At 37.3% G+C, this 18,871-nt stretch carries 22 protein-coding genes; 17 read left to right on the top strand and 5 right to left on the bottom strand.

Annotated features, from left to right (window positions below):
- Window positions 1–8 precede the first annotated feature (8 nt).
- The 7 genes from ftsH (at window position 9) to bioD (ending at window position 6,641) form a co-directional block, all read left to right on the top strand.
- Window positions 9–1,901, top strand: a complete 1,893-nt coding sequence (gene ftsH, locus AC6H0J_RS07225; protein WP_497513590.1) for an ATP-dependent zinc metalloprotease FtsH — start codon at window positions 9–11, stop codon at window positions 1,899–1,901.
- Between the two features lie 123 nt (window positions 1,902–2,024).
- Window positions 2,025–2,852, top strand: a complete 828-nt coding sequence (gene folP / locus AC6H0J_RS07220) for a dihydropteroate synthase (protein ID WP_497513354.1) — start codon at window positions 2,025–2,027, stop codon at window positions 2,850–2,852.
- A gap of 37 nt (window positions 2,853–2,889) precedes the next feature.
- Window positions 2,890–4,224 (top strand): phosphoglucosamine mutase, encoded by a 1,335-nt coding sequence (gene glmM / locus AC6H0J_RS07215; protein ID WP_497513353.1) that lies wholly within the window; start codon window positions 2,890–2,892, stop codon window positions 4,222–4,224.
- 59 nt (window positions 4,225–4,283) lie between these two features.
- Window positions 4,284–4,781 (top strand): phosphohistidine phosphatase SixA, encoded by a 498-nt coding sequence (gene sixA / locus AC6H0J_RS07210; protein ID WP_118816834.1) that lies wholly within the window; start codon window positions 4,284–4,286, stop codon window positions 4,779–4,781.
- 220 nt (window positions 4,782–5,001) lie between these two features.
- The gene (locus AC6H0J_RS07205) at window positions 5,002–5,466 is read left to right on the top strand and encodes a hypothetical protein (RefSeq protein WP_497513351.1); all 465 of its coding nucleotides are present in this window, start codon (window positions 5,002–5,004) and stop codon (window positions 5,464–5,466) included.
- A gap of 78 nt (window positions 5,467–5,544) precedes the next feature.
- On the top strand, window positions 5,545–5,811 hold the full coding sequence (locus AC6H0J_RS07200; RefSeq protein WP_005631587.1) for a YcgL domain-containing protein: 267 nt from the start codon (window positions 5,545–5,547) through the stop codon (window positions 5,809–5,811).
- Window positions 5,812–5,912: 101 nt separating this feature from the next.
- Window positions 5,913–6,641 carry a dethiobiotin synthase gene (gene bioD, locus AC6H0J_RS07195; protein ID WP_118816836.1) on the top strand — a complete coding sequence of 243 codons (729 nt, stop codon included), beginning with the start codon at window positions 5,913–5,915 and terminating at the stop codon, window positions 6,639–6,641.
- A gap of 85 nt (window positions 6,642–6,726) precedes the next feature.
- On the opposite strand, the gene metF is transcribed toward bioD, so the two are convergent.
- Window positions 6,727–7,608: a methylenetetrahydrofolate reductase gene (gene metF, locus AC6H0J_RS07190; RefSeq protein WP_118816837.1), complete on the bottom strand. Its 882-nt coding sequence runs from the start codon at window positions 7,606–7,608 to the stop codon at window positions 6,727–6,729.
- 310 nt (window positions 7,609–7,918) lie between these two features.
- On the opposite strand from metF, the gene rplM reads away from it, so the two are divergent.
- The 4 genes from rplM (at window position 7,919) to AC6H0J_RS07170 (ending at window position 10,021) form a co-directional block, all read left to right on the top strand.
- Window positions 7,919–8,347, top strand: coding sequence for a 50S ribosomal protein L13 (gene rplM / locus AC6H0J_RS07185; protein WP_005628896.1), 429 nt, complete (start codon window positions 7,919–7,921; stop codon window positions 8,345–8,347).
- Between the two features lie 16 nt (window positions 8,348–8,363).
- The gene (rpsI, locus tag AC6H0J_RS07180; protein WP_005631594.1) at window positions 8,364–8,756 is read left to right on the top strand and encodes a 30S ribosomal protein S9; all 393 of its coding nucleotides are present in this window, start codon (window positions 8,364–8,366) and stop codon (window positions 8,754–8,756) included.
- 174 nt (window positions 8,757–8,930) lie between these two features.
- Window positions 8,931–9,569, top strand: coding sequence for a stringent starvation protein SspA (gene sspA, locus AC6H0J_RS07175; protein ID WP_005633569.1), 639 nt, complete (start codon window positions 8,931–8,933; stop codon window positions 9,567–9,569).
- Complete coding sequence (locus tag AC6H0J_RS07170) at window positions 9,569–10,021, top strand: ClpXP protease specificity-enhancing factor (protein ID WP_114909054.1); 453 nt, start codon at window positions 9,569–9,571, stop codon at window positions 10,019–10,021. The genes sspA and AC6H0J_RS07170 overlap by 1 nt, the downstream gene beginning before the upstream one ends.
- A gap of 35 nt (window positions 10,022–10,056) precedes the next feature.
- Here the strand turns inward: AC6H0J_RS07170 and dxs are convergent, their stop codons facing one another.
- From dxs to xseB, 3 genes are read right to left on the bottom strand one after another with little or no spacing between them, the layout of a single operon-like run.
- Entirely contained in the window at window positions 10,057–11,934 is a 1,878-nt protein-coding gene (gene dxs / locus AC6H0J_RS07165) for a 1-deoxy-D-xylulose-5-phosphate synthase (protein ID WP_118816838.1), read from the bottom strand.
- Between the two features lie 54 nt (window positions 11,935–11,988).
- Complete coding sequence (gene ispA, locus AC6H0J_RS07160; protein WP_005628884.1) at window positions 11,989–12,879, bottom strand: (2E,6E)-farnesyl diphosphate synthase; 891 nt, start codon at window positions 12,877–12,879, stop codon at window positions 11,989–11,991.
- Window positions 12,879–13,118 (bottom strand): exodeoxyribonuclease VII small subunit, encoded by a 240-nt coding sequence (gene xseB, locus AC6H0J_RS07155; RefSeq protein WP_005628882.1) that lies wholly within the window; start codon window positions 13,116–13,118, stop codon window positions 12,879–12,881. Before xseB ends, ispA begins: the two co-directional genes overlap by 1 nt.
- A gap of 158 nt (window positions 13,119–13,276) precedes the next feature.
- Between xseB and thiI the strand changes: the two genes are divergently transcribed.
- The 5 genes from thiI (at window position 13,277) to cspD (ending at window position 16,296) form a co-directional block, all read left to right on the top strand.
- On the top strand, window positions 13,277–14,734 hold the full coding sequence (gene thiI, locus AC6H0J_RS07150) for a tRNA uracil 4-sulfurtransferase ThiI (RefSeq protein WP_118816839.1): 1,458 nt from the start codon (window positions 13,277–13,279) through the stop codon (window positions 14,732–14,734).
- A 14-nt stretch (window positions 14,735–14,748) separates the two neighbouring features.
- The gene (locus AC6H0J_RS07145) at window positions 14,749–15,069 is read left to right on the top strand and encodes a YqcC family protein (protein ID WP_005628878.1); all 321 of its coding nucleotides are present in this window, start codon (window positions 14,749–14,751) and stop codon (window positions 15,067–15,069) included.
- Window positions 15,063–15,782, top strand: coding sequence for a tRNA pseudouridine(65) synthase TruC (gene truC, locus AC6H0J_RS07140; protein ID WP_005628877.1), 720 nt, complete (start codon window positions 15,063–15,065; stop codon window positions 15,780–15,782). Before AC6H0J_RS07145 ends, truC begins: the two co-directional genes overlap by 7 nt.
- On the top strand, window positions 15,775–15,933 hold the full coding sequence (locus AC6H0J_RS07135; RefSeq protein ID WP_497513346.1) for a YoaH family protein: 159 nt from the start codon (window positions 15,775–15,777) through the stop codon (window positions 15,931–15,933). The genes truC and AC6H0J_RS07135 overlap by 8 nt, the downstream gene beginning before the upstream one ends.
- A 144-nt stretch (window positions 15,934–16,077) precedes the next feature.
- Complete coding sequence (cspD, locus tag AC6H0J_RS07130; protein ID WP_005628872.1) at window positions 16,078–16,296, top strand: cold shock domain-containing protein CspD; 219 nt, start codon at window positions 16,078–16,080, stop codon at window positions 16,294–16,296.
- A 67-nt stretch (window positions 16,297–16,363) separates the two neighbouring features.
- On the opposite strand, the gene matP is transcribed toward cspD, so the two are convergent.
- Window positions 16,364–16,810, bottom strand: coding sequence for a macrodomain Ter protein MatP (gene matP / locus AC6H0J_RS07125; RefSeq protein ID WP_005628871.1), 447 nt, complete (start codon window positions 16,808–16,810; stop codon window positions 16,364–16,366).
- A gap of 126 nt (window positions 16,811–16,936) precedes the next feature.
- Here matP and AC6H0J_RS07120 point away from each other — a divergent pair, with 126 nt between their 5' ends.
- Window positions 16,937–18,712, top strand: coding sequence for an AAA family ATPase (locus AC6H0J_RS07120; protein ID WP_005628869.1), 1,776 nt, complete (start codon window positions 16,937–16,939; stop codon window positions 18,710–18,712).
- Window positions 18,713–18,871: the final 159 nt, after the last annotated feature.

Raw genomic sequence — 18,871 nt, 5'->3', positions numbered from 1 at the left:
TGAACGATATGGTCAAAAATCTGGTGCTTTGGGTGGTAGTCGCGGTCATTATGATGACAGCATACCAGAGTTTTAATTCCTCTTCGGTAGATAATTCTACTGATTATACAACCTTTGTTTACGATGTAAGCAACGGACAAGTGACAGAAGCACGTTTTGATGCCAATGAAATTACGGTAACGAAAACGGATGGTTCTAAATATTCAACCGTAATGCCACCACTTGAAGACAAAAAATTGCTTGATGATTTGTTAAGCAAAAAAGTGAAAGTGGAAGGTACGCCATTTGAAAAACGTGGTTTCTTGTCCCAAATTTTAATTTCTTGGTTCCCAATGTTATTCCTTGTTGGTGTATGGGTATTCTTTATGCGCCAAATGCAAGGCGGTGGCGGCAAAGCGATGAGCTTTGGCAAAAGCCGTGCAAAAATGCTGAATCAAGATCAGATTAAGGTTACTTTTGCTGATGTTGCTGGTTGCGATGAAGCAAAAGAAGAAGTGGGCGAAATAGTTGATTTCTTGCGTGATCCGAATAAATTCCAAAACTTGGGCGGTAAAATTCCAAAAGGTATTCTGATGGTTGGTCCTCCTGGTACTGGTAAAACCTTATTGGCTCGTGCTATTGCAGGGGAAGCAAAAGTTCCATTCTTCACTATTTCTGGTTCTGATTTCGTAGAAATGTTTGTGGGTGTTGGGGCATCTCGTGTACGTGATATGTTTGAACAGGCTAAGAAAAATGCACCTTGCTTAATCTTTATTGATGAAATTGATGCTGTGGGGCGTCAACGCGGTGCAGGTTTAGGCGGTGGACATGATGAGCGTGAACAAACCTTAAACCAAATGCTAGTTGAAATGGATGGATTTAGCGGTAATGATGGTGTAATTGTTATTGCAGCGACTAACCGTCCAGATGTACTTGATCCAGCCTTAACTCGTCCAGGCCGTTTTGACCGACAAGTTGTTGTTGGTCTGCCTGATGTAAAAGGTCGTGAGCAAATCTTAAAAGTACATATGCGCAAAGTGCCTGTAGCACAAGATGTTGATGCAATGACATTGGCGCGTGGTACGCCTGGCTATTCCGGTGCAGATTTAGCAAATTTAGTGAATGAGGCTGCCTTATTTGCTGCTCGAGTAAATAAACGTACGGTAACCATGCTTGAGTTTGAAAAAGCGAAAGATAAAATCAATATGGGGCCAGAGCGTCGTACCATGATTATGACGGATAAACAAAAAGAGTCGACTGCTTATCATGAAGCAGGCCATGCGATTGTGGGTTATTTAGTCCCTGAACATGATCCTGTACATAAAGTGACTATTATTCCTCGTGGTCGAGCGTTGGGTGTGACATTCTTCTTGCCTGAGGGTGATCAAATTAGTATTAGCCAAAAACAATTAGAAAGTAAGCTTTCTACCTTGTATGCGGGGCGTTTAGCAGAAGATTTGATTTATGGTGAGGAAAATATCTCAACGGGTGCATCAAATGATATTAAAGTAGCGACTAATATCGCGCGTAATATGGTGACGCAATGGGGATTCTCTGACAAATTAGGTCCAATTCTTTATACGGAAGATGAGGGTGAGGTTTTCTTAGGTCGTTCAATGGCGAAAGCAAAACATATGTCAGATGAAACGGCTCATGCTATTGATGAAGAAGTTCGTGCAATTGTAAATCGTAACTATGCGAGAGCAAGACAGATTTTGATTGATAATATGGATATTCTTCATGCGATGAAAGATGCATTAGTCAAATATGAAACCATTGAAGAAGAACAAATCAAACAATTGATGAATCGTGAACCAGTCACACCACCATCTGGATGGGAAGAGCACACCGGGCAAGCTGCTTATGCAAATAGCAATAATGCTCAAAGTGCGGGTGAAAATTCTTCAGATTCTAATTCCTGATCAACTCTTTAATCAACAAAGCCTTTCTTCGGAAAGGCTTTATTTTTTCCTAATGATTTTTTTCTTGAGCGTATTCCGCTATAATCGCCCGATTAAAATCAATCTAAAAATCCACCGCACTTTATGAAACTTTACTCGAACAATAAATGTCTTGATTTAAGCGTGCCTCAAATTATGGGAATCCTTAATTTTACGCCTGATTCTTTTTCTGATAGCGGACAGTTTTTTAGCTTGGATAGAGCGCTTTTTCAAGTTGAAAAAATGTTGGAAGAGGGGGCGGCAATTATTGATATTGGTGGTGAATCTACTCGCCCTAATGCGGATGAGGTATCTGAACAAGAGGAATTGCATCGTGTTGTGCCAGTCGTGGAGGCGGTGCGAAGCCGTTTCGATTGCTGGATTTCTGTTGATTCTTCAAAAGCAGTTGTGATGCGTGAAGCAGCAAGTGTTGGAATGGATTTGATTAATGATATTCGTGCTTTGCAAGAGCCTAATGCGTTAGAAACGGCGGTAAAACTTGCTTTACCTGTTTGCATTATGCATATGCAAGGTCAACCTAGAACGATGCAGGCAAATCCTCATTATGAAAATGTCGTACAAGATGTATTGGCTTTTTTACAGAAACGCACTAATGAATGTCTTTCTGCTGGTGTTAAAAAAGAAAACTTAATTTGGGACATGGGATTTTGTTTTGGTAAGTCTGTACAGCATAATTATCAATTATTACAAAATCTAAATGAATTTTGTCGGATAGGCTATCCAGTATTAGCGGGATTATCTCGCAAATCAATGATTGGCGCTGTGCTTGATAAACCCGTCGATCAGCGAGTGATAGGTAGTGTGGTAGGTGCGCTGATTGCAGCGCAAAAAGGCGCAAAAATTTTACGCGTACATGATGTTGCTGCAACATCAGATATGCTCAAAGTTTGGCAGGCAACAGAAAATGCCTGATGGTTTTATAACGATAAAAAATTAAAGGAATTTTATTATGGCAAATCGTAAATATTTTGGAACAGATGGTGTACGTGGAAAAGTGGGTATTTATCCAATCACACCAGATTTCGCATTAAAATTAGGCTGGGCCGCGGGGAAAGTATTGGCTTCTCAAGGTTCGAAAATGGTTCTAATCGGTAAAGATACCCGAATTTCTGGATACATGTTGGAATCAGCCCTTGAAGCAGGTTTAGCCGCGGCGGGATTATCTGCTGCATTTACCGGCCCTATGCCTACACCTGCTATTGCTTATTTGACCAGAACTTTTCGTGCTGAAGCGGGTATTGTGATCTCAGCCTCTCATAATCCTTATTATGATAATGGCATTAAATTCTTTTCAGCAAAAGGCACTAAATTGCCTGATGAAATTGAAGAAGCCATTGAAGCGATGTTAGAGCAACCGATGGATTGTGTGGAATCTGCTGAATTAGGTAAAGCAAGCCGTATTAATGATGCTGCAGGACGCTACATTGAGTTTTGTAAAGGTACATTCCCCGCTCATTTAGGCTTAGAAGGTTATAAGATCGTGGTAGATTGTGCAAATGGTGCAACCTACCATATTGCGCCTAACGTATTGAGAGAGCTTGGTGCGGAAGTCATTGAAATTGGTACAGATCCAAATGGTTTAAACATTAATGAAAAATGTGGTGCAACTGACGTGACTGCATTGCAAGCTAAGGTTGTTGAAACTAAAGCTGATGTTGGCTTAGCTTATGATGGCGATGGTGACCGAATTATGATGGTCGATCATTTAGGAAATAAAGTCGATGGCGACCAAATTCTCTTTATTATTGCGCGTGAAGCATTGCGCTCAGGTCAATTAAAAGGTGGTGTCGTTGGCACATTAATGAGTAATATGAGCTTAGAAATTGCGTTGAAAATGCTTGGCGTTCCTTTCTTACGTGCAAACGTGGGCGACCGTTATGTATTGGAAAAAATGGTTGAAAATGATTGGACGCTTGGTGGTGAGAATTCTGGACATATTATCATTGCGGATAAGAATACAACGGGTGATGGCATTGTTGCATCATTAGCTGTATTGGCGGCAATGGCACAGCATAAATTATCATTAAATGAATTAGCGAGTGCGGTTAAATTATTCCCACAAGTGTTAATCAATGTACGTTTTGCAGGTGGGGATAATCCACTTGAAAGTGACGCTGTAAAATCTGTTGCCGCAGACGTTGAAAAACGTTTAGAAGGCAAAGGTCGTATTTTATTGCGTAAATCGGGTACGGAACCACTAATTCGCGTTATGGTGGAATGCCAAGATGCTGAACTTGCACAACAATGTGCAGAAGAAATTGCAGAAGCAGTTAAATCTCATTAATTTTGTAATCGCACTTTATTTAGTGCGGTTTATTTTTATCAAATATTTAGGAAAGCAAAATGAATATTTTTATTATGCGTCATGGCGAGGCTGAAGTAATGGCTAATAGTGATAAAGCTCGTCGCTTAACTGCTTATGGTATTAAACAAGCTTTTTCTCAAGGAGAATGGTTAAAACAGTATTTAAGCACGCTAGTAATTAATTCACTAGATCGTATTTTAGTGAGCCCTTATGTCAGAGCTCAAGAAACCTTTCATCAAGTTAATCAAGCGTTTGATTTGGAGTTAGAAAATAAACTTGAAACTTGGGAGGGTATAACCCCTTATGGCCATGCGCATTCCGTCATTGATTATTTAGAAGTGCTGAAACATGATGGGGTTAAGTCTGTATTGATTATTTCTCATTTACCTTTAGTTGGAGAGATCGTTGCTGAACTGTATGGAAAACGAAATCCAATACCATTTTATCCTGCAACGATTGCTCAATTATTATGGGATGGTAATAAATCAGAAATATTGATGCATCAAGCATCTAGAGAAATTCATAAGATTGATTAAATCTAAAACATATATTCATATATATTTCTTTACAAAAAATAAAATTTTTCTATGGAACTTTTTTAAAATATATTTAATATCAATGCGTTAATGCTCTTTTTTACACTTATGTATTTATCAGGAATGTAAATTTTTATATTAGCTATTTTATTTTAATAAAATTTCCGTAAACTACGCCACATCAGAGCAATAGGGCTTTGCCGTAATCAAGATTTATTCTATGGAGAAAATTATGAAAAAATTAACACTAGCATTAGTTTTAGGTTCAGCTTTAGCGGTAACTGGTTGTTTCGATAAAGAAGAAGCTGCACAAAAAGTTGACGCAGCTAAACAAGCGGCAACATCAATGGTTTCTGAAGCAAAAGACGCAGCAACTAATGCTGTAGCTGATGTTAAAGATGCTGCTAAACAAGCTTCAACTGAAGTGAAAAACACTGCAGTAGAGAAAGCTGCTGAAGTTAAAGATGCAGCAATGGCACAAGTTGAACAAGTAAAAGATGCAGCAGCTAAAGTAAGCGAAATGAAAGATGCTGCAACCTCTAAAATTGATGCAATGAAAGATGCTGCAACCTCTAAAATTGATGCAATGAAAGATGCTGCGACTTCTAAAATGACTGAAGTTAAAGAAGCCGTTTCTGAAAAAGCAACTCAAGCAGCTGATGCAGTAAAAGAAGCTGCAAAATAATGCTTTAATTAATTTAATAAATGATAAAATCCCTGTTAAAGAAATTTAATAGGGATTTTTTATTTAGGAAAACAAAATATGTTATGTGCAATTTATAAAAGTAAAAAGAAACCAGGAAGCTATCTGTATATCGCAAAAAGAGAGGATTTTTCTCAAGTGCCAGAAGTGTTACTGAGCCACTTTGGAAAACCAGAATTAGTCATGATGTTTAATTTACTTGGGAGCAAGCCGCTACATAATGTAGATAGTAATGAGGTATTGGAAAAAATTAAACAACAAGGATTTTATTTGCAAATACCAAAACAAGATGATGGTTTATTTAATAGCTTGAGTGAGATCAAATAAATTGTTTATTTTTGATACGAAAAAGAGAAAATTTGCGTTATCTCAAATTTTTAAAGAAAAAATTCTTTTAAAATCCACCGCACTTTTTAAAGGAGAGAAAAATGAGTAGCTTTTTTGTTGCGGGGACAGATACAAATGTGGGAAAAACCACAGCAACCCGCGCGATTATTCAAGCCTTGCAAAAGCAAGGTGTGCAAGTGGTGGGTTATAAACCCATTGCTTGTTGTGGTGAGGAAAGTATTTATCCAGTGATGCAAGAAGAAAATACATCAGATTATGATAATTTATCAAATTCAGATGTATTAACATTAATGGATTCAACCAAAGAAAATGTGTCCTACAAGGATATTAATAGTTATACCTTTAGCCATAGCGCACCGATGCTGACACAAGATAGGACGCGTATTAAGTTAGATAAAATTAATCATGATTTAACTCGATTAAATCAAAATTATCAGTCTGTGGTGGTTGAGGGCTCGTTTGGTTTAATGACACCAATGGCGGAAGGAAAAAGTTTTGCTGATTGGGTTGCACAACGGAAAATGCCTGTGGTTCTTGTGGTTGGTATTAAAGATGGTTGTGTGAATCATGCGTTGTTAACTGTGCAAGCGATTCAGCAGCTAGGCGTGCCGTTATTGGGCTGGATAGCTAACCGTGTTAATCCATTATTAAGCCATTATGCAGAAATTGTTGATTTGCTTGTTGAGCATATTGATGCGCCGCTTTTAGGTAAAATTCCTTATTTGCATAAACCAGAAGAGCAAGAATTGGGACATTATTTGAAGGATATTGATCGATTAATGTATATGCAAACGGAGTTAGTCAAATAATAAAGTGGGGTTAAAGTTTTTTATATTTAAATAAGGGCGTAAACAACGCCCTTATTTCATGGAAGAAAAATATCTTATCTTTAAGTTATTCTGGTCTTACACCTAACATATGACAAATTGCATAAGTTAGTTCACTACGATTTAGCGTATAGAAATGGAAGTCATTCACGCCTTCTCGAGATAAAATTTTCACCATATCCATCGCCACACTTGCGGCTACAAGATTACGAGTAGTTTGATCATCGTCTAATCCTTCATAAGCGTTAACAAGCCATGCAGGAATTTTCACATTAGTGAAAGAAGCCATTTTTTGTAATTGCTTAAAGTTAGTTACGGGTAAAATGCCCGGCACGATTTCAGTATCAATACCAATTGATGCACAACGATCACGGAAACGTAGGTAGCTTTCAATATCAAAGAAAAATTGAGTGATAACATGATTTGCACCAGCATCAATTTTACGTTTTAAATTAATCAAGTCTGCCTGTGCTGATTTTGCTTCTGGATGAACTTCAGGATAAGCTGCTACAGAAATATCAAAATTAGCGACAGAACGGAGTAATTCCACCAGATCTGATGCATAAAATGATTTTTTAGCATATCCTTTTGGTTCGTCACCGCGTAACGCAACGATGCGACGAATACCGCTGTCCCAGTAATCTTTAGCAATTTGTTTTAATTCTTCAGGGGTAGCATCAATACCAGTTAAATGCGGAGCAGCCTCTAAGCCAGTTTCTTGTTTGATTGCTTTTACAATACTATGAGTACGGTCACGCTCGCCAGAGTTCGCGCCGTAAGTAACAGAAACAAATTTGGGTTTTAACACTTTTAAACGATGAATAGAATCCCATAAAAGCGTTTCCATTTTTTCATTTTTGGGTGGGAAAAATTCAAAAGAAACATTAATTTTTTTATTGAAGTCAGCGATGTGCTGATTAAGTGTGTCAATTTCTTTAGCGTAGCTCATAAAAATTCCTATAGCTAGTATGATGATATTTGAGTTAACAATAAAATAACTTTATGTATGAGTCAATTTTAATAAATTCATTAAAAACATTAATTTAGTTAATGTAAATAGGTTTCAGCAAAAATACTAAAATATTGCATAAAAAATTAGCATTCATGAAATAAATATGTATAATACACCGACCCTGTAAATGTGCGAATTCCCATCGTACATTATTTTATCGAGATCTCACTCGAAGGGGTGGCGATTAAGATCAATGGTTGTGTTCATAAGAACACTGGGTATCAAACTAATTTTTGGTAATTAATTAATGAAAACTTTTGTAGCAAAACCAGAAACGGTTAAACGCGACTGGTACGTAGTAGATGCGACAGGTAAAACTTTAGGTCGTTTAGCGACTGAATTAGCACGTCGCCTTCGTGGTAAACACAAGGCTGAGTACACTCCACACGTAGATACAGGTGATTACATCATCGTTATTAACGCAGACAAAGTGGCAGTAACTGGTCGTAAAGAAACAGATAAACTTTACTACTGGCACACTGGCTATGTAGGTGGTATTAAACAAGCGACTTTCAAAGAAATGATCGCTCGCCGTCCTGAAGCAGTGATTGAAATTGCGGTTAAAGGTATGTTGCCAAAAGGTCCATTAGGCCGTGCAATGTTCCGTAAATTAAAAGTGTACGCGGGTGCTGAACACCAACACGCTGCACAACAACCACAAGTATTAGATATTTAATCACGAGGTTTAGAAAATGGCAGAGAATCAAAACTACGGCACAGGTCGCCGCAAAAGCTCTTCAGCTCGTGTATTTATCAAACCGGGCAGTGGTAAAATCACTATCAACCAACGTGAATTAGACGTTTACTTCGGCCGTGAAACTGCGCGCATGGTAGTACGTCAACCATTAGAATTGGTTGAGTTAACTGATAAATTAGACCTATACATCACAGTTAAAGGTGGTGGTATTTCTGGTCAAGCGGGTGCAATCCGTCACGGTATCACTCGTGCATTGATGGAATACGATGAAACGTTACGCCCAGCACTTCGTGCAGCTGGTTTCGTTACTCGTGACGCACGTCGCGTTGAACGTAAAAAAGTGGGTTTACACAAAGCACGTCGTCGTCCACAATACTCAAAACGTTAATTTTTATTTTCGTTTCGAAAAAGAAAAGCAGAGAGAAATCTCTGCTTTTTTGTTATATAACTTATTGATTATAAAACAATAAAAAAGAATTATTTGGCAAATGGCTTACGCTTTGTGGTAGAATACACACCCCTATATAAAATATAGAATATTTTTGGATCTTCGGAGGAATAAATGTCCAGCGCATCAAGTAAACGTTCAGTAATGACCCTTTTTTCAAATAAGGATGATATTTACTGTCATCAGGTAAAAATTGTTTTAGCTGAAAAAGGTGTACTTTATGAGAACGAAGAAGTTGATTTGCAAGCATTACCAGAAGATTTAATGGAATTAAATCCGTATGCTACTGTGCCTACGTTAGTTGATCGTGATCTTGTTTTGTTTAGTTCACGAATTATTATGGAATATCTTGACGAGCGTTTTCCGCATCCACCATTAATGCAAGTGTATCCAGTTTCTCGAGCAAAAGATCGTCTTTTGATGTTACGAATTGAACAAGATTGGTATCCAACTCTCAAAAAAGCAGAAAATGGTACAGAAAGTGAAAAAGCTGAAGCGCTTAAACAATTAAAAGAAGAACTTTTAGCGATTACACCAGTTTTCCAGCAAACACCTTATTTCATGAATGAAGAGTTCGGTTTAGTGGACTGTTATGTTGCTCCATTGTTATGGAAATTAAAACATTTAGGCGTGGAATTTACAGGTCCAGGTAGTAAACCGATTAAGGGATATATGGATCGTGTATTTAGTCGAGATTCATTCTTGCAGTCTGTAGGTGAGGCCGCACCAAAAAATTTAATGGATGATAAATAATGGAATACAAAGCTTCCCCTAAGCGCCCTTATTTATTACGCGCCTATTATGATTGGCTAGTGGATAATAGTTTCACGCCTTATTTAGTTGTTGATGCGACTTACTTAGGTGTGAATGTTCCTGTCGAATATGTAAAAGATGGGCAGATTGTATTGAACTTGTCTGCTAATGCTACGGGCAATTTACAACTTACAAATGATTTCATCCAGTTTAATGCCCGATTTAAAGGTGTTTCTCGTGAATTGTATATTCCAATGGGCGCAGCGCTTGCGATCTATGCTCGTGAAAATGGTGATGGTGTGATGTTTGAACCAGAAGAGGTTTACGATGAACTTAATTCTGAGCCAGATACTGAACAACCAACTGGTTTTCATGAGGCTGTAGATAGCCCTAGAAAACGAGAAGAAAAAAAGAAAACAAAATCAGTTTCTCATTTAAGAATTGTTGATTAAGAAAAAACGCGATGAAGTTATCATCGCGTTTATTTTTATAAATTACCTTGTTTTTCAATAAAGTTAAGAATTTTTTCTTCAATTCCTTTTGAATCTAATCCCAAATCTTTCAAGGCCTCTTGCTGTGTTGCCTGAGGAATAAAATAATCAGGTAAACCAAGCTGTAAAAGTGCGGTCGATTTTCCAGACGAATTTAGCACTTCCGCAACAGCAGATCCCGCTCCACCTTGAATTGCATTTTCTTCTAATGTGACCAAATAATCATGAGTTTGTGCAAGAACATTAATCATTTCAATATCAATCGGTTTCACAAAACGCATATCGACAACTGTTGCATTGAGTTTTTCTGCAGCCTCTAAAGCGGATGGTAATAGGGTACCAAAATTTAAAATCGCAATTTTTTGACCTTCTCGAATTAAACGTGATTTACCGATAGGAAGCATTTCTAAAGGTGCTAGTTCAACACCAATGGCATTTCCGCGAGGATAACGCACAGCCGCAGGTTTTCCACATTGATAACCTGTATAGAGCATTTGACGGCATTCATTTTCATCACTTGGTGTCATGATGATCATATTGGGAATGCAACGCATAAAGCTAAGATCAAATGCCCCTTGATGTGTTGGGCCATCAGCCCCTACGATACCTGCTCGATCAATCGCAAATAATACAGGGAGATTTTGAATCGCAACATCGTGAATTAATTGGTCGTAAGCACGTTGTAGAAATGTCGAATAAATTGCAACTACGGGTTTATATCCGCCAATAGCGAGTCCAGTGGCAAATGTGACGGCGTGTTGTTCTGCAATCGCCACATCAAAATATTGTTCTGGAAAACGCTGAGAAAACTCCACCATGCCAGAGCCTTCACGCATTGCTGGTGTGATACCAATAATTTTTGAATCTTTTTCTGCCATTTCGCATAACCAATCACCGAAAATTTTTGAATAAGTTGGCTTAGTATTGTGTTTAGGCAATTCACCACTGATTGGATCAAATTTGGGTACGCCGTGGAAACCAATAGGATCTTTTTCTGCGGGCGCGTATCCTTTACCTTTTTTCGTTTTTATATGTAAGAATTGTGGGCCTTTCAGATTACGCATATTCGTAAGTGTTGCCACTAATTCATCAATATTATGCCCATCCACCGGGCCAATATAATTAAAACCGAGTTCTTCAAATAATGTACTTTCTGGCGAGAACATCACCCCTTTCATATGTTCTTCGGTTTTTTTCATAAAGTTTTTTACAGGTGGAACTTTATCGAGAATTTTTTTACTTCCATCTCGTAATGTTGAGTAGATAGAACCAGAAAAAATACGAGCGAGGTGATTATTTAACGCGCCAACATTTTCTGAAATAGACATTTCATTGTCATTTAAAATGACCAACATATCAGTGTGAACAGAACCTGCGTGATTCAGCGCTTCAAAAGCCATTCCTGCAGTAATTGCCCCGTCTCCGATTACGCATACCGTTTTTCTACCAGCATTTTCTCGTTCTGCGGCGACAGCAATACCTAATCCAGCACTAATAGAAGTAGAGGAGTGGCCAACGCTTAATACGTCAAATTCACTTTCTTCACGCCAAGGGAAAGGATGAATACCGTCTTTTTGGCGAATTGTGGACATTTGATCTCGACGACCCGTTAAAATTTTGTGTGGATAAGCTTGATGTCCAACATCCCAAATTAATTGATCAAATGGTGTTTTATATACGTAATGTAGTGCAACGGTTAGCTCTACAGTACCTAAACCTGATGCTAAATGCCCGCTAGTTTGACTAACAGATTCTAAAAGATAACCGCGTAATTCTTGGCAGAGTTGTGGTAGCTGATCTTTATTTAAAAGACGCAAATCTTCTGGTGAATTAATTAGAGATAATAAGGGGTAATTGTTCATATTGTTAGTCATTTTAAAAACGTTATAATTTTTGACCGCACTTTGTGAGCATTGATGCGGTCGGTATTAACTTTTTCTAGTAATAATGAATTCAGCTAATGCACGAAGTGCGGTCGTATCAAAAGGAATTTTTTCTAATTCAGACAAAGCACTTTGATATAAATCTTGCGCTTTTTGTTTTGCGCCGCTTAACCCAAGTAATTTTGGATATGTACTTTTATCTAAATCAAGATCAGCGCCGACTTGTTTGCCAATTTCTGCGCTATCACCTTCAATATCTAAAATATCATCTTGAACTTGAAAGGCTAAGCCAATGGCTTCCGCATATTGTGTTAAGGATTGTTCTAACGTTTTGTCAGCAAAATGCGGAGAACAAATAAAACCTAATTTTAATGCAGCAATCAGCAATGCGCCCGTTTTGTTACGATGGATTAATTCTAATTCGCTTAAACTAATTTGTTTATGCTCAGAAATAAGATCTAAACTTTGCCCTAAGCACATTCCTTGTACGCCAGAGCCTTTAGCTAAAATTTGAACTAAAGCCAGTTTTTGTTCAGAAGAAATATTTGGCGTTTTAGTTAACATTTCAAAAGCAAAACTTTGAAGGGCATCACCTGCAAGAATAGCCGTAGCTTCATCAAATTGGATATGACAAGTAGGGTGCCCACGACGTAGATTGTCATCATCCATTGCAGGTAAATCATCGTGAATTAAGGAATAGGCATGAATGGCTTCAATGGCCGCAGCAGCGTAATCTAAGGTTTGTTTCTCTGCGCCAAGCATTTGACCTGTTGCGTAAACTAAAAAAGGTCTAACCCGTTTGCCACCAAGTAATAATGCGTATTTCATCGCCTCAAGCAAAGGCGCATTATGACTTTCAATGCCCTCAAATTGAGTTTCTAAAAAGCGATTGATACGAGTTTGAACCTGTTGTAATTCTTCAGAAAAGTTACCCATTAAGCATTTCCTTCATAATCATTCAGTGGGGCATCTTCTGTTTTTTGCAATAAGATCTGAATACGTTGTTCTGCTTGTTGTAAACGTTCTTGTCCTAGCTTGGCTAATTGCACACCTTGTTCAAATTCTTTTAACGCTTCTTCTAATGGTAGATCGCCATTTTCTAAATGTGTAACAATATTTTCTAACTGCGCTAACGTTGTTTCAAAATCTTGTGAAGATGCGGGTTTACGCGCCATGGAATCATCCTTTTTCACGGTAAAAATTGCTTGCCATTGTACTGTATTTTACTTGAGTTGTTAAAAAATTATTTCAAGCTAGGACCAGTGGACTTTTCACTATCTTTGCGTAAAATACTCGCCACTTTAAATACCCAAGAAATACCTAAGCTATTCATATGAAATTTATCGTTAAACTTTTCCCTGAAATTATGATTAAAAGCGAAACTGTGCGTAAACGTTTCGCAAAAATTTTAACCTCTAATATCCGCAATATTTTACAGAAATATGATGAAGAAACTGCAGTTGTACGTCACTGGGATTACATTGAAGTGCGGTCAAAAAATGAAGAAAATCGTGAAGAATTAATCGCCTTGTTACAACGTATTCCTGGTATTCATCATTTTTTAGAAGTTGAAGAAAAACCGTTTACCGATTTACATCATATTTTTGAATTGACGCTTGCTGATGTCGCACAACAACTTCAAGACAAAACCTTTTGCGTTCGAGTAAAACGTAAGGGTAAACATAAATTTAGTTCTATTGAAGCGGAACGTTATATCGGCGGTGGATTAAATCAACATATTGAAAGCGCAAAAGTGCGGTTGAAAAATCCAGATGTGACTGTTCGTATTGATATTGAAGATGACAAAATGATGTTAGTTAAAGCACGTCACGCAGGGATTGGCGGTTATCCGATTGGGACGCAAGAGGATGTACTTTCTTTAATTTCGGGGGGATTTGATTCAGGTGTATCGAGTTACATGTTGATTCGTCGTGGTTCCCGAGTTCATTATTGTTTCTTTAATCTTGGCGGCGCAGCCCATGAAATTGGCGTTAAACAAATGGCTTATCATATTTGGCAACGCTATAGCGCTTCACATAAAGTACGCTTTATTGCGATTAACTTTGAGGGAGTTGTCGGTGAGATTTTAGAGAAAGTCGATAACGGCCAAATGGGTGTTGTATTAAAACGGATGATGGTGCGAGCCGCAAGTAAAGTCGCTCAACGTTTTAATATTGAAGCAATTGTGACAGGGGAAGCATTAGGGCAAGTTTCTAGCCAAACTTTAACCAATTTACGCTTGATTGATGAAGCTGCAGATACCTTAGTATTACGCCCGTTAATTACGCATGATAAAGAACAAATTATCGCGATGGCGAAAGAAATTGGTACCGACGATATTGCAAAATCGATGCCTGAATTTTGTGGGGTAATTTCAAAAAATCCTACGATCAAAGCTGTTCGTGAAAAGATTCTTGAAGAAGAAGGGCATTTTAATTTTGAGATTCTTGAAAGTGCGGTACAAAATGCGAAATATTTAGATATTCGCCAGATCGCAGAAGAAACAGAAAAAGAAGTCGTAGAAGTCGAGGCAATTTCTGTATTGGGTGAAAATGAAGTGATTTTGGATATTCGTAGCCCAGAAGAAACTGATGAAAATCCATTTGAATCAGATACACATGACGTCATTCAAATGCCGTTCTACAAACTTTCCTCTCAATTTGGTGGCCTTGATCAAAGTAAAAATTACGTGTTGTATTGTGAACGTGGTGTGATGAGCAAATTACAAGCCTTATATTTGAAAGAAAATGGTTTTTCAAATGTGCGTGTATTTGCAAAAAACATTCATTAATTAGGATATAAAATATGCGTAATCAAACTAAACGGCATCTTGAACAGCTCCAAATTACCATGCAGCAGCTTAATTTATGGCAAACGATGCCCCCTGCTGCAGAGGCCTTTTTAAGTGAAGAACCTTTTTCAATTGATACGATGTCTGCCGAAGAGTGGCTACAGTGGGTATTTATTCCACGCATGCAGGCATTGTTAGAAAGTGGTTCAGCCTTGCCAAATAAAATTGCTATTTCTCCTTATATTGAAGAAGCAATGAAGGAATTTGATGAGTTACAAAAACTATTAACTCCTTTGGTTGCTTTAGAAGAACTTCTGAACAAGAACGAATGTTAGAAATTTTATATCAAGATGAGTTTCTCGTTGCGGTGAATAAGCCTGCTGGTATGTTAGTTCATCGTAGTTGGTTAGATCCTCATGAAACTCAATTTGTGATGCAAACGTTACGAGATCAAATTGGTCAACATGTATTTCCTATTCATCGTTTAGATCGACCGACATCTGGCGTGTTGTTATTTGCATTGAGCAGTGAAATTGCGAACCTAATGTGTGAACAGTTTGAACAAAAGTGCATTCAGAAATCTTATTTGGCTGTAGTAAGAGGGTATCTACAGGGAAAAGAGCGGATAGATTATCCACTAAAAATTCAATTGGATAAAATTGCAGATAAATTTTCTCAAGAAGATAAAGAGCCTCAAGAAGCTATTACTGATTATGAAGGATTAAAAATAGTCGAAATGCCTTATCCTGCTGGGCGTTATCAAACGGCGCGTTATTCTTTAGTTAAATTAATCCCTCATACAGGCAGAAAACACCAATTACGTCGTCATATGAAACATATTTTTCACCCAATTTTAGGTGATACGCAATATGGTGATTTGCACCAAAATCGCGCGTTAACGTTGCATCTTGGCTGTTCTCGGTTATTTTTACATTCTAATAGGTTGTCTTTTATTCATCCAATAATGAAAGAGCAAATAACAATTACAGCAGGTTTAGATGAACAATGGCATCAATTAATGAATCAATTTGGATGGGAAAATGTTTGATATTAACTTAACACACGAACAGCAACAAAAAGCAGTTGAACAAATTCAAGAACTTATGGCAAAAGGGATTAGTAGCGGAGAAGCGATTCAAATAGTGGCGAAAGCACTACGAGAAATTAATAAAAATGATAAAAAAACTCCAGAAAATTAAATTTTTTGTGATCTACTTATCATTTTTGAATATTGCTCATTGCATAACCGATCAAAATATTTGAATATAACGTCCATACGAGGTGATAAGGCGAGAGTCTTATTGATTTATTGTTTTAGTAGGCGAAGCCTAGAGAGGTCTTTTATGGAAATTGGTGTTGTGAAATGGTTCAATAATGCAAAAGGATTTGGTTTCATTTCCGCAGAAGGCGTGGACGCCGATATTTTTGCACATTATTCAGTGATTGAAATGGACGGTTATCGTTCATTAAAAGCTGGTCAAAAGGTGCAATTTGAAGTTATCCACGGAGACAAAGGATCTCATGCCACGAAAATAATTCCACTTGTGGATAATCAAGAGTAATGCGAATACTCTAAATTTTTCTCTATTAGTCCTAACTCAAAAAGACAAGAATTGCAGCTTGTCTTTTTTATTTTAATAAATTCTTTAAACTGGTTTTCATTGCTGCCATTTGATTTTCAAATTGTGCTTTGCTTTCTCTTTCGTCAATCATATAGGTAATTGTTTCCGAAAGTGTCATTTTCATTTTTCTAGAATATTTAGAAAGACGTAGCCAAACCGCATATTCTAAATCAATGGATTTTTTCTTTGTATGTTGTTTTTCCCCATTAAAAAAGCGTTTACGGCGGGCACGAATGGCCTGATCGAGCTTAATCGGTAAGGCTGGAGAAAGATGATTCTTAATCCATTCTTCAATTTTTTCTGGATAATTTTGGGATTCTAATAATTCTTGGGCTTTGGCTTCTTGCAAACTGCGTTCTTCATAACGCGTGATATTTTCCCCTTCGCGATGTTTACGAATTAGGTAAATCCATTTCCAATTTGCTTCTTGATTTTCGAGTTTTTGGTATTTCATTTTTTATCATTGAGTGACGTGGTAACTGTATTAATATACGTGTTTTTATGACGATTTTCTAGTGGATTTTCACAAGGCTATTAAATATGCGATAATGTGGTCAATTTTTCTAGAAAGAGACTAGCCGTGAGTTCATTATTTTCTCAACAACAAGCTATTGAGCAATCTTTAAATTGGCAGGCATTGCAACCTGATTTGGCAATTCAAGATTTTCCTTTAGAACCAGTGGATTTTTGGGCATTACAACCAAATGTCACGCAGGCTATCGATTTATTTTTACACCATCCAACGCGTTCCTTATTGATGATGAAAGTAGGTGAGCCGGTTGAATATGCGGAATTATTACAAAATTTTATATCGAAAAACCATCATAAAGTGCGGTCAATTTTCGGTGTAAATTATGCGATAGAGCAGGGCGACTCTTTTTCTTTTCCTCATGTTTATACTGAGCCAGCAAAATCTTTAGATGATAATTTTGCCAGTCAAGGTGAGGCGTTAAGCGCATTGTATTGCGATCAATTCCAGCTTTTTGGTAGTTTTCGGATTCATCCAAGTTCACAAGATATTCAATTAGTGCCAGGATTAGTGCATAAAGCTAATGGCGGAGTTTTGATTTTAAGTGCGGCAACATTGTTATCTCAATTTGACTTATGGGGGCGATTAAAACAAATTCTGCAAACCCAAACTTTTGATTGGTATTCAGCCCATCCATTTAAAAATTTACCTTGTGATATACCAAGCTATGCGCTGAACTTAAAAGTAATTGTACTTGGTAATCGTACTGAATTAGCTACTTTGGCTGAGTTAGAAGAAAACCTTTATTCTTTCGCCGATTATGCTGAAATTGAAAGTTATGTTTCTGTGGCTGAAGTGGAAGAACAAAAAACTTGGGCGGGTTATGTACAACAAATGGCTCAAGAGCAAAATATTGAGCTAGATTTTTCGGCGTTAAATAAACTCTATCAATTATTAGTTCGTGAAAGTGAAGATCGCTTTTTAATTAACGCATCACCTCTTAAATTAAAAGAAATATTACAGGATGCTTCAACTTTTGCTGAAAAAATAGCATTAAGTGCGGAGGATTTTGAGGATATTTTTCAACAAAAATTGGCGCAATATGGTTTCCTAAAAGAACAAACTTATGCCGATATTTTAAATGAGCAAGTTTATGTTGAAACTCAAGGGGAAATTGTTGGGCAAATTAATGGCCTTTCAGTAATTGAATATCCTGGTACACCAGTATGTTTCGGCGAGCCTTCGCGTATTAGTTGTATTGTACAATTCGGCGAAGGGGAAGTGATCGATGTTGAAAGAAAAAATGAACTAGCGGGAAATATTCATGGTAAAGGCATGATGATTGCGCAAGCTTGCCTTTCCAATATATTAGATTTTCCATCGCAATTGCCATTTTCTGCCTCATTAGTGTTTGAACAGTCTTATGGTGAAATTGATGGTGATAGTGCATCTCTGGCGATTTTCTGTGTGCTAGCAAGTGCTTTGGCGGATTTGCCTTTGCCTCAAAATATCGCAATTACAGGATCGATTGATCAATTTGGACTTGTTCATTCTGTTGGTGGGGTGAATGATAAGATTGAAGGTTTTTTTACTATTTGCCAACGTCGTGGTTTGACCGGAAAACAAGGTGTAATTATTCCAATGACGACCATTCAGCAACTGAGTTTATCTGATGAAGTGAAAAGTGCGGTAAAAAATGGTGAATTTTTTATTTATCCTGTAGAAGATATTTATCAAGCTTGCGAATTATTATTTAATCGTGATTTGCTAGATGAAAACAAAGATTATACAGAAAAAACTGAGCCTTTATCTCGTCTCATTCAACGTCGAATTGAGGGGAGAGCTGATTTAGAAAGGAAAGGTTTTTGGAATTTCTTCCGACTTTAATAGATAAAAGCGAACATTTGTTCGCTTTTATTTCTTTTATAATCTATCAAAGTGACTGCTCCGACAAGTTTTGCGAACAAGTGTTAGCTATTTACACTTTGCTATGTTCTCTTTAGAATGTTTTATATCAGTTTAAAACTGAATTCATCATATATAAAG

It is taken from the genome of Haemophilus sp. THUN1691, from assembly GCF_059704425.1.
The sequence above is the reverse complement of the archived record's forward strand: the minus strand, read 5'-3'. Positions and strand labels throughout refer to the sequence as shown.

Bases quoted from the DNA above. Each gene is read 5' to 3' on its own strand.
- AC6H0J_RS07205 (WP_497513351.1), top strand. From the start codon at position 5,002: ATGGAGAAAATTATGAAAAAATTAACACTAGCATTAGTTTTAGGTTCA.
- AC6H0J_RS07145 (WP_005628878.1), top strand. From the start codon at position 14,749: ATGCGTAATCAAACTAAACGGCATCTTGAACAGCTCCAAATTACCATG.
- thiI (WP_118816839.1), top strand. From the start codon at position 13,277: ATGAAATTTATCGTTAAACTTTTCCCTGAAATTATGATTAAAAGCGAA.
- sspA (WP_005633569.1), top strand. From the start codon at position 8,931: ATGTCCAGCGCATCAAGTAAACGTTCAGTAATGACCCTTTTTTCAAAT.
- ispA (WP_005628884.1), bottom strand. From the start codon at position 12,879: ATGGGTAACTTTTCTGAAGAATTACAACAGGTTCAAACTCGTATCAAT.
- rplM (WP_005628896.1), top strand. From the start codon at position 7,919: ATGAAAACTTTTGTAGCAAAACCAGAAACGGTTAAACGCGACTGGTAC.
- cspD (WP_005628872.1), top strand. From the start codon at position 16,078: ATGGAAATTGGTGTTGTGAAATGGTTCAATAATGCAAAAGGATTTGGT.
- AC6H0J_RS07135 (WP_497513346.1), top strand. From the start codon at position 15,775: ATGTTTGATATTAACTTAACACACGAACAGCAACAAAAAGCAGTTGAA.
- rpsI (WP_005631594.1), top strand. From the start codon at position 8,364: ATGGCAGAGAATCAAAACTACGGCACAGGTCGCCGCAAAAGCTCTTCA.
- folP (WP_497513354.1), top strand. From the start codon at position 2,025: ATGAAACTTTACTCGAACAATAAATGTCTTGATTTAAGCGTGCCTCAA.
- ftsH (WP_497513590.1), top strand. From the start codon at position 9: ATGGTCAAAAATCTGGTGCTTTGGGTGGTAGTCGCGGTCATTATGATG.
- AC6H0J_RS07170 (WP_114909054.1), top strand. From the start codon at position 9,569: ATGGAATACAAAGCTTCCCCTAAGCGCCCTTATTTATTACGCGCCTAT.
- dxs (WP_118816838.1), bottom strand. From the start codon at position 11,934: ATGACTAACAATATGAACAATTACCCCTTATTATCTCTAATTAATTCA.
- AC6H0J_RS07200 (WP_005631587.1), top strand. From the start codon at position 5,545: ATGTTATGTGCAATTTATAAAAGTAAAAAGAAACCAGGAAGCTATCTG.
- metF (WP_118816837.1), bottom strand. From the start codon at position 7,608: ATGAGCTACGCTAAAGAAATTGACACACTTAATCAGCACATCGCTGAC.
- sixA (WP_118816834.1), top strand. From the start codon at position 4,284: ATGAATATTTTTATTATGCGTCATGGCGAGGCTGAAGTAATGGCTAAT.
- glmM (WP_497513353.1), top strand. From the start codon at position 2,890: ATGGCAAATCGTAAATATTTTGGAACAGATGGTGTACGTGGAAAAGTG.
- matP (WP_005628871.1), bottom strand. From the start codon at position 16,810: ATGAAATACCAAAAACTCGAAAATCAAGAAGCAAATTGGAAATGGATT.
- truC (WP_005628877.1), top strand. From the start codon at position 15,063: ATGTTAGAAATTTTATATCAAGATGAGTTTCTCGTTGCGGTGAATAAG.
- bioD (WP_118816836.1), top strand. From the start codon at position 5,913: ATGAGTAGCTTTTTTGTTGCGGGGACAGATACAAATGTGGGAAAAACC.
- xseB (WP_005628882.1), bottom strand. From the start codon at position 13,118: ATGGCGCGTAAACCCGCATCTTCACAAGATTTTGAAACAACGTTAGCG.